The organism is Nostoc sp. FACHB-892 (genome assembly GCF_014698795.1).
Classification (GTDB): Bacteria; Cyanobacteriota; Cyanobacteriia; order Cyanobacteriales; family Nostocaceae; genus Nostoc.
In genome coordinates, this window is sequence record NZ_JACJTR010000007.1 from 14189 (window position 1) to 27859 (window position 13671).

Annotated in this window: 11 protein-coding genes; 9 read left to right on the forward strand and 2 right to left on the reverse strand. The window is 42.6% G+C overall.

Annotated features, from left to right (window positions below; genetic code table 11):
• Positions 1-94: 94 nt before the first annotated feature.
• From H6G96_RS11565 to H6G96_RS11585, 5 genes are all read left to right on the forward strand, one after another.
• Positions 95-3682, forward strand: coding sequence for an ATP-binding protein (locus H6G96_RS11565; RefSeq protein WP_190911593.1), 3588 nt, complete (start codon positions 95-97; stop codon positions 3680-3682).
• Complete coding sequence (locus H6G96_RS11570) at positions 3679-5514, forward strand: GGDEF domain-containing response regulator (protein WP_190911594.1); 1836 nt, start codon at positions 3679-3681, stop codon at positions 5512-5514. The genes H6G96_RS11565 and H6G96_RS11570 overlap by 4 nt, the downstream gene beginning before the upstream one ends.
• Before the next feature lie 398 nt (positions 5515-5912).
• Positions 5913-7373, forward strand: coding sequence for a response regulator (locus H6G96_RS11575; RefSeq protein WP_190911595.1), 1461 nt, complete (start codon positions 5913-5915; stop codon positions 7371-7373).
• Positions 7374-7549: 176 nt separating this feature from the next.
• Complete coding sequence (locus tag H6G96_RS11580) at positions 7550-8701, forward strand: LdpA C-terminal domain-containing domain (protein WP_190911596.1); 1152 nt, start codon at positions 7550-7552, stop codon at positions 8699-8701.
• 84 nt (positions 8702-8785) lie between these two features.
• Entirely contained in the window at positions 8786-10519 is a 1734-nt protein-coding gene (locus H6G96_RS11585; protein WP_190911597.1) for a R3H domain-containing nucleic acid-binding protein, read from the forward strand.
• 514 nt (positions 10520-11033) lie between these two features.
• On the opposite strand, the gene H6G96_RS11590 is transcribed toward H6G96_RS11585, so the two are convergent.
• A complete protein-coding gene (locus H6G96_RS11590) occupies positions 11034-12227 on the reverse strand; it encodes a Coenzyme F420 hydrogenase/dehydrogenase, beta subunit C-terminal domain (protein WP_190911598.1) in 1194 nt (397 codons plus the stop codon).
• A gap of 182 nt (positions 12228-12409) precedes the next feature.
• Between H6G96_RS11590 and H6G96_RS11595 the strand changes: the two genes are divergently transcribed.
• The 4 genes from H6G96_RS11595 (at position 12410) to H6G96_RS11610 (ending at position 13450) form a co-directional block, all read left to right on the forward strand.
• Positions 12410-12610 carry a hypothetical protein gene (locus H6G96_RS11595; RefSeq protein WP_190911599.1) on the forward strand — a complete coding sequence of 67 codons (201 nt, stop codon included), beginning with the start codon at positions 12410-12412 and terminating at the stop codon, positions 12608-12610.
• On the forward strand, positions 12610-12867 hold the full coding sequence (locus H6G96_RS11600; protein ID WP_242063251.1) for a type II toxin-antitoxin system HicB family antitoxin: 258 nt from the start codon (positions 12610-12612) through the stop codon (positions 12865-12867). Before H6G96_RS11595 ends, H6G96_RS11600 begins: the two co-directional genes overlap by 1 nt.
• Positions 12864-13076, forward strand: a complete 213-nt coding sequence (locus H6G96_RS11605) for a type II toxin-antitoxin system HicA family toxin (RefSeq protein ID WP_190911600.1) — start codon at positions 12864-12866, stop codon at positions 13074-13076. The genes H6G96_RS11600 and H6G96_RS11605 overlap by 4 nt, the downstream gene beginning before the upstream one ends.
• Before the next feature lie 164 nt (positions 13077-13240).
• Positions 13241-13450 carry a hypothetical protein gene (locus tag H6G96_RS11610; protein ID WP_190911601.1) on the forward strand — a complete coding sequence of 70 codons (210 nt, stop codon included), beginning with the start codon at positions 13241-13243 and terminating at the stop codon, positions 13448-13450.
• 27 nt (positions 13451-13477) lie between these two features.
• Here H6G96_RS11610 and H6G96_RS11615 read toward each other — a convergent pair whose 3' ends face one another.
• Positions 13478-13645: a hypothetical protein gene (locus H6G96_RS11615; protein WP_190911602.1), complete on the reverse strand. Its 168-nt coding sequence runs from the start codon at positions 13643-13645 to the stop codon at positions 13478-13480.
• Between the last annotated feature and the right edge of the window lie 26 nt (positions 13646-13671).

The following is a 13671-nucleotide window of genomic DNA, read 5'->3' on the forward strand; positions in this document are numbered from 1 at the left end:
TCAAAGCGATCGCACACAGTAATTACCATAAGACTAAGTGTAGCGGATATGGCAAAAATACCCCTAATATACGTTGGGGAAGAAGCAAACAATAATGTTATCCAAACTTCAGCCCGTCAAATCCATTAATCGCTTAGTTGGCATTTATGCCAAGATGCCTCTGAGGTATGTTCTGATTGTGCCCTTTATATTGCAAATTTGTGGGGCTGTAGGGCTTGTGGGCTATCTTTCGTATCACAACGGTCAAAAAGCGGTAAAGGAGCTTGCTAGTCAATTAGAAAATGAAATCTGCGATCGCATTGAACAGCATCTTGACAACTATTTAACAACCCCAAAGCAAATCAATCAAATCAACTTAGATGCAATTGAGCTAGATTTGCTCAACCTTTCGGACTTTAAAACCACCGGAAATTACTTTTGGAAACAAATGCAGGTTTTCAATGTTGGCTACAACAGCTTTGCCAACTCCAAAGGTGAATTTATCGGTATTGAACGTTTAGATAATGGCATGCTCTTAATTAACGAAGTTACCGAAAAGCATGGTATCGGGAAACTTCATGTTTACAATACAGACTTGAAGGGGAATCGCCGCCAGCTTCAGCAAGTTAAAAATTATGATCCTCGTGTAGAGGCGTGGTATGCAGATGCTGTCAAGGCGGGTAAACCCGTTTGGAGCCAAATTTATCAATGGGAAGATAAACCAGAAGTTTTATCTATATCTTCTAGCTATCCTGTTTACGATAAAACTCACAAACTAATCGGGGTAATTAGTGTTGATTTAATTTTGTCACAAATCAGCAACTTTTTAGCCAACTTAAATACCAAAAAATTGGGTAAGACTTTTATTTTAGAGCGTTCCGGGTTAATAGTGGCTTCTTCTAGTACCGAGCCACCGTATACCATCACTAATAATCAAATAAAACGTCGATCAGCATTAGACAGTCAAAATGATTTAATTCGACTCACAACCCAGTCGTTGATCAAACGCTTTGGTAATCTTGAGTTCATGGCCGCGAAGCAACAGCTAAACTTTACCGCCAATGGAATGCATTATTTTGTGCAGGTAAAAAGTTGGAAGGATCAACTGGGTTTAGATTGGCTAATCGTGGCGGTGATTCCAGAAAGCGAATTTATGGAACAAATTAACGCTAACACCCGCATCACCATTTTGCTCTGTGCAATTGCTTTTTTAGTAGCTACAACAATTGGGATGTTGACTGCTCAGTGGGTAATTAAGCCGATTTTGCAATTAAACATATCAGCTAAGAAAATTGCTCAAGGGGAATGGGAGCAAACACCAGAAATTCAGCGTTCCGATGAACTAGGAGAACTAGCAAAGTCATTTGAAACGATGGCAAAGCAACTCCAAGCATCCTTTAGTACTTTGGAAGCAAAGAATACCCAGATGCAAGTCTTAAATGAGGCGTTATCTCACAGTCAGAGTCGGCTAACTCAATTTTTAGAAGCCATGCCAGTAGGTGTATTTATCATCGATGCTGGAGGTGAACCTTATTATATAAATCATATTGGGCAGCAAATTCTTGGTCAAGGAGCGCTCGCAGAAATTAGCGGCGAACAATTGTCAGAGGTATATCAAGCTTACCTTGCCGGGACAGATCAACTTTACCCCAGCGATCGCCTGCCGATTTTGAGAGCATTGCTTGGGGAAAGCGCCAGGATTGATGATATGGAAATTCGCTATTTTGGCAAGATTATTCCCGTTGAAGTATTGGGAAAGCCAATTTATGATGAATCAGGAAATCTTGCATTTGCGATCGCTACATTTTTTGATATCACCCAACGCAAACAAGCAGAAAACTTATTAGCAGAATATAATCGCACCTTAGAGGCTCAAGTAAAAAAACGTACTGAAGAGTTTCAGCAAGCGATCGAGCAACTGCAAACTACCCAACAAGAACTGATTCAATCGCAAAAAATTGCTGCACAGGAACAACAAGCAGCCATTCGTGAAGCTGCGCGAAGTACCGCCGCTAACCTTGCCAAAAGCGAATTTCTTGCTAACATGAGCCACGAACTACGTACCCCACTCAATGCCATTCTCGGTTTTACCCAAATCATGAGCCGAGATTATTCGTTATCTGGCGAGCATCAAGAAAACTTGACAATTATTAATCGTGCTGGCGAACATCTACTCAACTTAATTAACGACATCCTAGAAATGTCCAAAATCGAAGCTGGCAGAATCACACTGAATAACAGCAGCTTTGACTTAATTCATGTATTAAAGAACTTAGAAGAGATGTTGCACTTGCGTGCTGCATCTAAAAATTTAGAATTAGTGTTTGAATATGCACAAAACATTCCTAAATACATAGAAACGGATGAAAATAAATTGTGTCAAGTCTTGCTCAACCTCTTGGGAAATGCCATCAAATTTACTAATACTGGGAGGGTAATGTTACGGGTAAGACTGGGGGCTGGGGGTTGGGGAAACGAGGAGCAGGGACAGAATCTCTCTCATTCCCCTCATCTCTTATTTGAGGTAGAAGATACTGGTTGTGGTATTGCTCCACAAGAAATTGACTTGCTATTTGAAGCTTTTGAGCAAACCGAAATCGGCAGAAAATCCCAACAAGGTACGGGATTAGGTTTAGCGATTAGCCGGAAATACGTGCAACTGATGGGAGGAAATATTACTGTTAGGAGTATGCCTGGTATCGGTAGTACATTTACTTTTGATGTTCAGATTGCTCTAACTTGCCCCAGAGAAATCCCGACAAACCAAATTAGATACCAAATTCTAACTTTAGCTTCCAATGAAAAAACATACCGCATCTTAGTAGTTGACGACTCCAAAGAAAGCCGATTGTTGCTAGTTAAAATTCTCACATCTCTAGGATTTGAAGTCAAAGAAGCTAAAGATGGTAGTGAAGCCGTTGCTAATTGGGAATCTTGGCAACCACACTTAATTTTTATGGATATGCGAATGCCAGTCATGGACGGTTACGAAGCAACAAGAATGATTAAAACTAAACAAATAGGTTATGGGGCAGCCAATACATTGCGGAAGTTCTCAAAATTGAAACAGTTGGTGTCATCGTCGGCGAACCAGTACTTGGTAGAAGAATTTCCCGATTCAAGCGATCGCGAAGTTTTCAAAGTTGCACCCCTATTCAAAAGCCAGCTTGGCGCAGCGTCTCTCACACCAGAAGCAACTAGTGTCATGGAAAATGATGCTTCTACAGCCCTGGCTCCCCCTTACGACTTCTCTGGGGCAGGACAGAGTTCTTCCAATACAGACACGATCATTATTGCCCTAACTGCTAGCGCTTTTGAGGAAGAACGCCAGAAAATTTTATCCATTGGCTGCGATGATTTTATTCGCAAGCCATTCACACAAGAAGTATTATTGGAAAAACTGAGCCAACATCTGGGTGTCAAGTATACCAACGAAGTAAAAACCACAGATACAACTGTTGTCGATCAATCTACACAGATATTTGTCAGTGTTGCCGAACTCCTGAGTCATTTATCACAAATGTCACCTGAGTGGCTCCAAAATATTTACTATGCCGCAGCCAGCTGTAGTGATGAACTGATTTTAGAGTTACTCAAGCAAATTCCATCGGATAATGGTCAACTTTTCAAAGTTCTTAGGGATTTAGCGAATAACTACCAGTTTGAGAAAATCATGGAATTGACTAAAACAAACGTAGAATGAATTACGAGCATTTAGACCCTAATAAAAAAGATATTTTGATCATTGACGATATGGCCGACAACCTCCGGGTTTTATCCTCCATATTGACAAGGGAAGGGTATAACGTTCGTAAAGCCTTGAACTGGCAAATGGCACTGACAGCAACTCAAACAGTCTTACCGGATTTGATTCTACTTGATATTATGATGCCAGAAGTAGATGGCTATGAAATTTGTCAGACTTTTAAGGCTTGGGAGCTAACAGCCGATATTCCGGTGATTTTTATTAGTGCCTTAGATGATGTTTTTGACAAAGTTAAAGCCTTTCAAATGGGTGGTGTCGACTACATCACCAAACCTTTTGAATTTCAAGAAGTTTTAGTGCGCGTGAAAAATCAACTGGCATTGAGGTCGGCGCAATTAGAAATCTTGAAACTAAATATTGAACTGGAACATCGGGTAAAACAGCGAACTGAGGAGCTAGAAAAAGCTCTAAAAAAGCTTCAACAAGAAATAAATTCTCGCCAGAAATTGCAAAGCCAACTGCTAGAAATAGCACTGCATGATTCTCTAACTGGATTACCAAACCGAGTTTTATTTATCAGGCGACTAGAAAATGCTCTAAATCGTGCCCAGCAAGAATCTAGTTATCAGTTTGCGGTACTTTTTTTGGACTGCGATCGCTTCAAAGTTGTCAATGATTCTCTTGGGCATCTGGTAGGAGATGAATTGCTGATAGCGATCGCTCATCGCCTGCAAGCATGTCTGATACCTATTCATACTCTAGCACGATTGGGTGGTGACGAATTTGGAATTCTCCTAGAAAATATTACAGATATTAATATAGCAATCCAAGTTGCAGAATCAGTTCTGCAACAGTTATCACTTGCTTTTAAACTGTCAAGATATGAAGTATTTATGAATGCCAGTATTGGTATTAGTTGGGGCAATAAAGATTATGAGCGCCCAGAATATTTACTGCGCGATGCTGATACGGCGATGTATCGGGCTAAGGCTCAAGGAAGAGCTAAATATCACGTTTTCAATCCAGCAATGCATCAGGAAGCTATTCAGCTTTTAGAGTTAGAAAATGACCTGCGAAGGGCAGTTGAAAGACAAGAATTTCTCGTTTACTATCAGCCAATTGTTTCCCTGATTACAGGCAGAATTTCTGGCTTTGAAGCCTTGGTGCGCTGGCAACATCCGATTCGCGGTCTAGTTTCTCCCACAGAATTTATTCCTGTGGCAGAAGAAACAGGTTTGATTAATGCCATCAATACTTGGGTATTACAGTCAGCTTGTCATCAACTGAGCATCTGGCAACATCATCCAGTGACGCCAGAACCTCTAACTATGAGTGTTAATTTGAGCGCACGGTTATTTTTACAGCCCAATTTGTTAGAGCAAATTGACCGAATAATTTATGAAAATAAAATCAATCCTGCATATTTAGAATTAGAAATTACAGAAAGTGTAATTATGGAAAATACTGATGCGATTAAAATAATCCTTCAACAACTAAAGCAGCGACAAATCAAGCTGATTATGGATGATTTTGGTACAGGATATTCCTCTTTGAGTTACCTGCACAGTTTTCCTTTGAATGCACTTAAAATTGATAAATCTTTTGTCAAACGTATGCACGATAACAAAGAGAATATGGGGTTAGTACCAGCAATGATTGGCATTGCTAACTCAATGGGAATGAGTGCGATCGCTGAAGGTGTAGAAACACAAGAACAGTTAGCTCAATTGAGGAGTTTCAACTGTGATTTTGCTCAAGGATATCTATTTTCTAAACCCATAGAGCAACAATTGGTTCTTAAGTTACTTGCCGCATCACCTCAGTGGTAGCTATCAAATGACACCTGGAAAAAATTTTATTGTTGACGCTCGACTAGATAATCTAAGCGTATTATCCACTATACTGCTGTAAGCAGGCTATCAAGTTCGCAAAGTTGATAATATAAATACAGCAGTTTTCATCTGCATGAAGTACAAAGCTAAGGGTTTTGAGGTAGGGGATTAGTGAGCGCAGCCGTAAAGCCTGCGTCAAGACGCTTCTCTACGAGACGCTCTCGCGAATGCGCCTACGTTAAAAAAATTGTGACTTTGGGAAAGAATTTTAGCCTTAACTGAACTGTATTAGGCTATAAATACAAGTATTCCTGTGAAGTTGATAAAAAAATTAAGATTATTAAAAACAAGTATTTACTATTCTCAATTTTTACAAACATAGTTTTTTATATATAATGCATTTCAATCAAACAGATCATCATAAAAGAAATATTTTAGTGGTCGATGATACCCCAGATAATTTGCGGCTTTTATCGGCAATGTTAACTGCACAAGGTTTTGAAGTTCGCAAAGCTTTAAACGGTAAAATGGCATTGACTGCGTGTCAAATGGTTTTGCCAGATTTGATTTTACTGGATATTAATATGCCAGAGATGGATGGCTATCAAGTTTGTCAACAGCTGAAAGCTGATACTAAAACTTGTGAAGTTCCAGTAATTTTTATTAGCGCTCTAGATGATGTTGTAGATAAGGTAAAAGCCTTTGATGTGGGTGGTGTAGATTATATTTCAAAACCTTTTCATGTGGCAGAGGTTGTGTCGCGAATTGAAAATCAGATTAATTTGCGTTTGCTTCAAGTTAAACTGCAAGAAAAAAACTTTTTACTCCAACAGGCTCTTGACAATTTGCAAGCCTCTCAAGTTAAACAGATTCAGAATGAAAAGATGGTGGCTCTAGGGCAGTTAGTAGCTGGACTAGCTCATGAGATTAATAACCCGATCAGTTTTATTTATGGAAATATCCAATATGCTGGTCAATATATGCAAGACCTAATAAGTCTGATTGAGGTCTATCAACAGGAATATCCCAAACCCACACCAAAAATTCAGCAAATAGCCAAAGATATAGACCTGAATTTTATGATGACAGATTTGCAAAATCTAATAGGTGCAATGTATAGAGGATCTGATCGCATTCGGGGAATTGTTCTAGCGCTACAACACTTTTCTCGGCATGATGAAGCAGAGATGAAGCAGGTAAATATCCATGAAGATATCGAAAACACTTTGGTGATGTTACAACATAGGCTCAGGGAAGCAGCAGACCGTCCTGCCATTGTTGTGGTGAAAGATTATGGTAACTTGCCTCTAGTTACTTGTTACGCGAGTGAATTAAACCAAGTATTTATGCATCTGTTGAATAATGCTATTGATGCAATAGAAGAGGGAGTGAAGAATCAATCTCCTAGTTCCTACCCCCTAACGCCACTTGGGGAAATCCCAGATGCTCTTTACCAGACGCTAGGTGTAGCTTGTTTCCCCGAAGGAGTACACGAACTCGGTAACGCTGCGTTATCGCCGTTAACGTCTCCCCAACTCTTGGAGACGCTAGAAGGTAAAAGACCGCAGTGGCTCCTTCCTACTCCCCAAATTCGGATTCACACAGAGGTAACAGACTTGAATATGGTCAAAATTGCGATCGCAGATAATGGCCCTGGTATTGAAGAGTCGTTGCGATCGCGTTTATTTGACCCATTTTTTACCACAAAACCTGTGGGCAAAGGTAGTGGACTAGGATTATCCATTAGCTATCAGATTATCGTCCAAAAACACCAAGGGAATATTACCTGCACTTCTTCTGTTAACCAAGGAGCAGAGTTTGCGATCGAAATTCCCATCGAGCAACCTGAGCGTTAGCCAACAGCAAACTCGGTAAATTGTCGTTTAAGTTTAAAGGGAGAATAAAAAGCTAAAACAGTATCTTGTTTAGGTATACCTCAATTAGCAAGCTCATTGGCAATAGAATCAGGAAATCCGGACTTTTTATTGATTACAGACTACTATTTTTAGTCGCATAAACGCATAATAGAAGTGTGACTGATCTGTTCATCCCTTTACAATCTCTCAAACAAGGTGACTGGTTCAAGCTCATCTGCGGAGCTAGCTTCCAGCATTTGCCGGCAGTCAGAAATTTAACGTTAGCCTATACTTTGGCGGGCGCTGACTGTATAGATGTTGCAGCTGATCCGGCGGTGATTGCAGCAGCGCAAGCAGGGCTACAAGTAGCCAAAACTCTGGCTTGTGATGCCCAAAAGCGAGGCTTTGACTACAAAGGCAACTCGCCCTTTTTGATGGTCAGCCTGAACGATGGAGAAGACCCCCATTTTCGGAAAGCAGAATTTAATCCTACTGAGTGTCCTACAGACTGCCTTAGACCCTGTGAACGGGTTTGTCCGGCACAAGCGATCGTCTTTGACAGTATCAAAGAAGACTTTTCGGGAGTAATATCCGAAAAGTGCTATGGCTGCGGTCGTTGCATACCAATTTGTCCATACAGTATAATTGATACAGCTTCATATGTGACAACGCCGGAAGCGATCGCGCCATTGGTGATGTCAACAGGAGTAGATGCCGTAGAAATCCATACACAAATAGGGCGATTGGCAGAATTTCACCGATTATGGCAGGCAATTTCACCGTGGGCTGATCAACTAAAGTTACTAGCCATTAGCTGTCCCGATGGCGATGGAATGATTGACTACTTAAGAGCAGTATATGACCTGATTGCCCCACTCAAGAGTGCTTTAATTTGGCAAACCGACGGTCGTCCCATGAGTGGTGATATTGGCGATGGCACTACAATAGCTGCGGTGAAATTAGGGCAAAAAGTTTTGGCAGCTAAGTTACCAGGATATGTGCAGTTAGCAGGCGGCACAAATGGCTATACCGTTGCTAAGTTAAAGGCAATGGGACTACTGAAAAGAGCAGGGGGAGCAAAGGGAGATGAGGGAGCAGGGGGAGAAAAGACTCCCTCATTCCCTCCCTCCTCCATCGCCGGGGTCGCCTACGGTAGCTACGCCCGTGTATTGCTGTCACCAATTCTCGAACAGTTAGAGAATAAGGAGGTAAATAACACCAATGTACAAGCGAATCTTCGCCTCGAAGAAAATGACGTATTACTTTGGCAAGCTGTAAAACTTGCCCATTCTCTCGTTTCCCAGATCAAGTCACAGCAGGAGCGTTAATTGCTCGTTTCGGGAAATTACCCAGAGCGGTTTCTCCTGTATGCAAATGTCCTCGCTATCTCTAAAAACGTCACCATAGAAAGCATGACGATTACAGACGATCTCCAAAAGTTATTAGACATTTTGCCCCAAGACCTGCAACAAGTACTAGAGAGTCATCCCAAACGAGATAGTTTAGTAGAAGTGGTCTTGGATTTGGGTCGTCGCCCAGAGGCTCGCTTTCCGAATCAAGCTGAGTATCTGAGCGAAGTACCCGTTACTCAAGAACAGATAGATGATTGTATTCAACGAGTTGGAATTTTTGGCGGAGATAATCGGGCAGGAATTGAGCAAACTTTGCATCGGATCAGCGCCATCCGCAACCGCACGGGTAAGATTATAGGCTTGACCTGTCGCGTTGGCCGAGCGGTATTCGGAACCATTGGCATGATCCGCGATTTGGTAGAAACTGGTAAATCGATTCTCATGCTGGGGCGTCCAGGCGTGGGCAAAACTACCGCCTTACGGGAAATTGCCCGTGTTTTGGCGGATGATCTGCATAAGCGAGTGGTGATTATTGACACCTCCAACGAAATCGCTGGGGATGGTGATGTTGCCCACCCCGCTATTGGTCGCGCTCGGCGGATGCAAGTGGCTCGTCCAGAAGAACAGCATCAGGTGATGATTGAGGCAGTGGAAAACCATATGCCAGAAGTCATCGTCATTGATGAAATTGGCACGGAACTGGAAGCTTTAGCGGCTCGTACCATTGCGGAACGAGGTGTACAGTTGGTAGGTACTGCCCACGGGAATCAGATCGAAAATCTGATTAAAAACCCGACCCTGGCTGATTTAGTTGGGGGTATCCAAGCTGTAACGCTGGGAGACGACGAAGCCAGACGGCGAGGTTCTCAAAAGACTGTTTTGGAGCGTAAAGCCCCTCCTACCTTTGAGATTGCTGTGGAAATGTTAGAACGCCAACGCTGGGTAGTACACGAAAGCGTTGCTGACACAGTAGATAATCTGCTGCGGGGACGTCAGCCTACCCCACAAACGAGAACCGTTGATGACCACGGCAAAGTGGCGGTTACACGTCAGTTAGCTGTTGTCAACGGTCGCGGTGGACAGTTAGGGACAGTGGAAGAATCTTTCCCACCTGTGCGACAGGCTAATGGCTGGCGTTCATCTGGACAAATGGTTGCACTGCCGCAATTGCCTGTAGAGCGGGTGACTGGACGCAGTGAATTTGATCGTTTGCTGGATGAATCCTTCAATTATTCTGAAAGCATTGATTTGGATGCTGCCACCAGACAGCCAGGGCCCAATGGCGAAGATTTGCCACTGCACGTTTATCCATACGGGGTTAGCCGCCATCAACTGGAACAGGTAATTAGTGTGCTAACTTTACCCGTGGTATTGACAAAAGACATAGATACTGCCGATGCAATTTTAGCACTGCGATCGCACGTCAAAAACCATGCTAAATTACGCCAAATGGCAAAAGCCCGTCATGTACCCATCCACATGATTAAGTCCAGCACCATTCCGCAAATTACCCGTGGCTTGCGGCGGTTGCTGAACATGGACGACCCAGAAATGGCCGATGACCTAGAATTGCAGCTGTTTTTGCACAATGGTAGCGATGATGAGATGGATGCCTTGGAAGAAGCTAGACTTGCTGTTGAGCAAATTGTGATTCCTAAAGGACAGCCAGTCGAGTTATTACCACGTTCTCCCCAAGTCCGCAAAATGCAACATGAGTTGGTAGAACACTATCGCCTCAAGTCGCATAGTTTTGGCGAAGAACCAAATCGCCGCTTACGGATTTATCCGGCGTAACCTCACCCCCCAACCCCTCTTCGCATTACGGAGAGGGGATGTCACTAGGAGCACTTGAGAACAAGTCTTAGGTATTTTAGTATGGATGATTCGGTCACAATCAACTTAAGGTTGGGTTTCTGATTGCTGTTAATTTATCCATGCCAAAAAACCCGGTCACGAAGACCAGGTTTTTGTGGGGCTATATTTCCCCAAGGCTAGTTATAGAAGTTATTTATAAATTAGTGTTCTGGTAATTACTACCAAACTTAAGTCACCAATTTCGGAAAATTGTTGCCCAATTATCAAAATTTTTTCTTGCTCACCTGTGCCTTAAGGGACTTCCAAGAAATAGATTATCCAAATAAAGGTAAACGCAAAGCGGCTTGCCACAGGCTACTACAGAGACACAGGAGAGGAGGAATAGAGAGAGTTTTTGAGGAAGCAGGGGAGGCAGGGGGAGAAGGTGACAAGAGGTAATAATTTGCAACAAGTCTTTCCCCTTGCCCTCTTCCCAATGCCCCATGCCCAATTTTTATTCTGGTAATTTATATTGCCCCACAATACGCTTGGCAAACTCTGGAACGTGCGCTTCTAACTTTTCTGGATGATTTCGCTTCACATACAAATAATTCCGAGTGAAGTGAGAATCAATGGAAAACCGCGCATATTCTAAACCCTTGGGACCAATTTTTTCGATGACCACACCCATGAGTTTTGCTGCCCACATGGGGAGGGTAACGCCTTTATCGTAAGCCGGAATACTTTGCTGTACAGCTTCTTTGCGGTTGCCTTTAGACATCACTGGTTGGGTGTCTAACTGGTCTTTTACCAAATCCAGCATTTCCTTACCAGTATCATTTCTAACTACAATCCATTGCCAGCCGAAGGGTGCGCCCATGTAGCCAACGACTAAATCGGCTAAGGAGTTGACATAATCAAAGCAACTCATACAGGATGGGGCAAAGACATCTTTGAGTTGGTTTGTCTTCAAGCCAAAGAAAGGCACAGTTTCCAATGAGCCATCCTCATGTTTGAAGTGAACCCGGAAGTCTTGCATGAATTCGTAATGCACAACTGTATCAGGCGATCGGCTGGTGGTTTCTAAGAATTTTTGCAGTCCGGCACGGTTAACATTATCTACGCAGGGCGTACCTAAAACATACAGCTTTTCTAAACCAAGTTGTTTTTCTACAGCTCGTAATGCCTGGATTTGGCAACCAACACCAATTACTAATAGCCGCTTCATCCCTGATTTCTCTATCTGTTCCAACACAGAAAGGTTAGGCGAAAGCGTTGGTTTATTTACCCGCGCCGCTAGTATTTCTTCTGGAGTACGGGCGATGACGGGCATGGGTTGAAAGCGGTCTTCTTTGGTATTCTGCACGCAGACAACACCTTCAACCATGCCGCGATTGAGCATTTCAATGGCAATGCTGCTAACAATACCCGTCCATTGTGCGCCTTCGATGGGCTGTTGTTTCCGCGCCGCCATCATGTCTTGGTGAACACCAAAGTAGAGTTCATCAGGGTTATCGAGATGGCGCGATCGCGTGTGTGTTTCTTCTTCAAGTTCGCCTATTTGCTGATTAATAAAAGCGCAGGCTTCCTTGACATAGTGAATATAGTATGTATCACATAGTCCACACTCGCTACAGAGTTCTTTAGCAGGGCGGCGGCTGGTAGATTTTAAGGCTCTGGCTTTTTTGTGAGGAGAAACTGAGGTCATATAAATTTTTTGTTTTATCCAGGAATCACTTTTACTACAATACCTTCACTGGCTATGAACTTGACGATAGAGATTGAACAAGAACAGGATGGATGTAATAAGCTGAAGTGATTGCTTTTCCTGGGTCAAGAGCATTAGTTGAGCAAGCTATAATTTGCTTAGATTAAAGGTGATGTATCGTTATGCTGACACTTGAGCAAATTGAGTCCGCGATTCTTCAACTGTCACCCAACGAGTATCACAAGCTCATTGAATGGTTTACTGATTTAGACTATCAACGCTGGGATGAACAATTAGAGAAAGACATTGCTGATGGCAAACTGAAAGCTTTTGCACAGGAGGCGATCGCTGAGTTCGAGGCGGGTAACTGTCGAGCAATTTGATGCATTTGTTTTATCCAGGAATCGCTTTTATTACAATCACTGGCTTACCGATGAACTTCACGATAGAGATTGAACAAGAAGAGGATGGACGCTTTCTGGCAGAAGTGATTGGTTTTCCTGGTGTACTGGCTTACGGTCAGACACCAGAAGAAGCAGTTGCTAGAGTTCAAGCATTAGCTCTGCGTGTGTTAGCAGATAAGCTCGAACATGGAGAAGTAACTCCAGAGCTAGTCAGCGTTTCATTTGTCGCAGCATGAGTGAGTGGTCTAGCACAAAGGCAAAGCGTGTCCTAGCGGCTTTGCTGCGTATTGGTTGGGAGATTAAACGGCAGTCAGGTTCGCATAAAATTTTGACACGCCCTGATTGGGCTGATTTTGTGTTTGCCTTTCATGATGGTCAAGAGATTGGGCCTCGGATGTTAGCAAGAATTGCCAAAGTAACAGGTTTAACACCTGAAGATTTGTGATCCCAGTTTAAATTTTATATAAATAAGCTTAGTTAATTTGATTATTTTGGCTTTTTCTGCTTTACGAAAAATTCATTCAATATTTCAGTAAAAGTACAAATGTGAACATAAAAAATATTTTGTTAATTTTGTTCTAAATCTATTAACTGTAAGCAAAAAAGACAATGGCTGAAAAGCGTAAAGAAGACGATATCAAAGAAGCTTCAGGATTCGCAGCAGGCGGAGCTGCGGCAGGCGCAGGAGTTGCAGCTGTGGTTGGAAACATGGGACTAGCAGGAGCATTCGGTGGTATTGCCATTGGGGCAGCCCCAGTCGTAGCTGCTGGTGCTGTAGTTGGACTAGCAGCTTATGGCTTGAAGAAGCTCTTAGATTAAAGAATACAGGAAGGAAATAAACAAATGCTAAACTCTGAAGGCTATAGGTGCTATCGCAGCTGCTTCATCTGCTGCTGCTAGTCTAGGTTCAATTACAGTAGCTACAGTTACTTCTACCGCTCCTGGAATCTTAGGTGTTTTGGGATTTACAACAACGACAGTTGTAGCATTGCCAGCAGCAGGAATTGTAGCCACAGCAGGACTTGCAGCTTATAGAGTAA

Excerpts from the sequence above, each read along its gene's own strand:
- H6G96_RS11565 (WP_190911593.1), top strand. The coding sequence starts at position 95 with ATGTTATCCAAACTTCAGCCCGTCAAATCCATTAATCGCTTAGTTGGC.
- H6G96_RS11585 (WP_190911597.1), top strand. The coding sequence starts at position 8,786 with ATGACGATTACAGACGATCTCCAAAAGTTATTAGACATTTTGCCCCAA.
- H6G96_RS11610 (WP_190911601.1), top strand. The coding sequence starts at position 13,241 with ATGGCTGAAAAGCGTAAAGAAGACGATATCAAAGAAGCTTCAGGATTC.
- H6G96_RS11600 (WP_242063251.1), top strand. The coding sequence starts at position 12,610 with ATGCATTTGTTTTATCCAGGAATCGCTTTTATTACAATCACTGGCTTA.
- H6G96_RS11575 (WP_190911595.1), top strand. The coding sequence starts at position 5,913 with ATGCATTTCAATCAAACAGATCATCATAAAAGAAATATTTTAGTGGTC.
- H6G96_RS11590 (WP_190911598.1), bottom strand. The coding sequence starts at position 12,227 with ATGACCTCAGTTTCTCCTCACAAAAAAGCCAGAGCCTTAAAATCTACC.
- H6G96_RS11570 (WP_190911594.1), top strand. The coding sequence starts at position 3,679 with ATGAATTACGAGCATTTAGACCCTAATAAAAAAGATATTTTGATCATT.
- H6G96_RS11605 (WP_190911600.1), top strand. The coding sequence starts at position 12,864 with ATGAGTGAGTGGTCTAGCACAAAGGCAAAGCGTGTCCTAGCGGCTTTG.
- H6G96_RS11595 (WP_190911599.1), top strand. The coding sequence starts at position 12,410 with ATGCTGACACTTGAGCAAATTGAGTCCGCGATTCTTCAACTGTCACCC.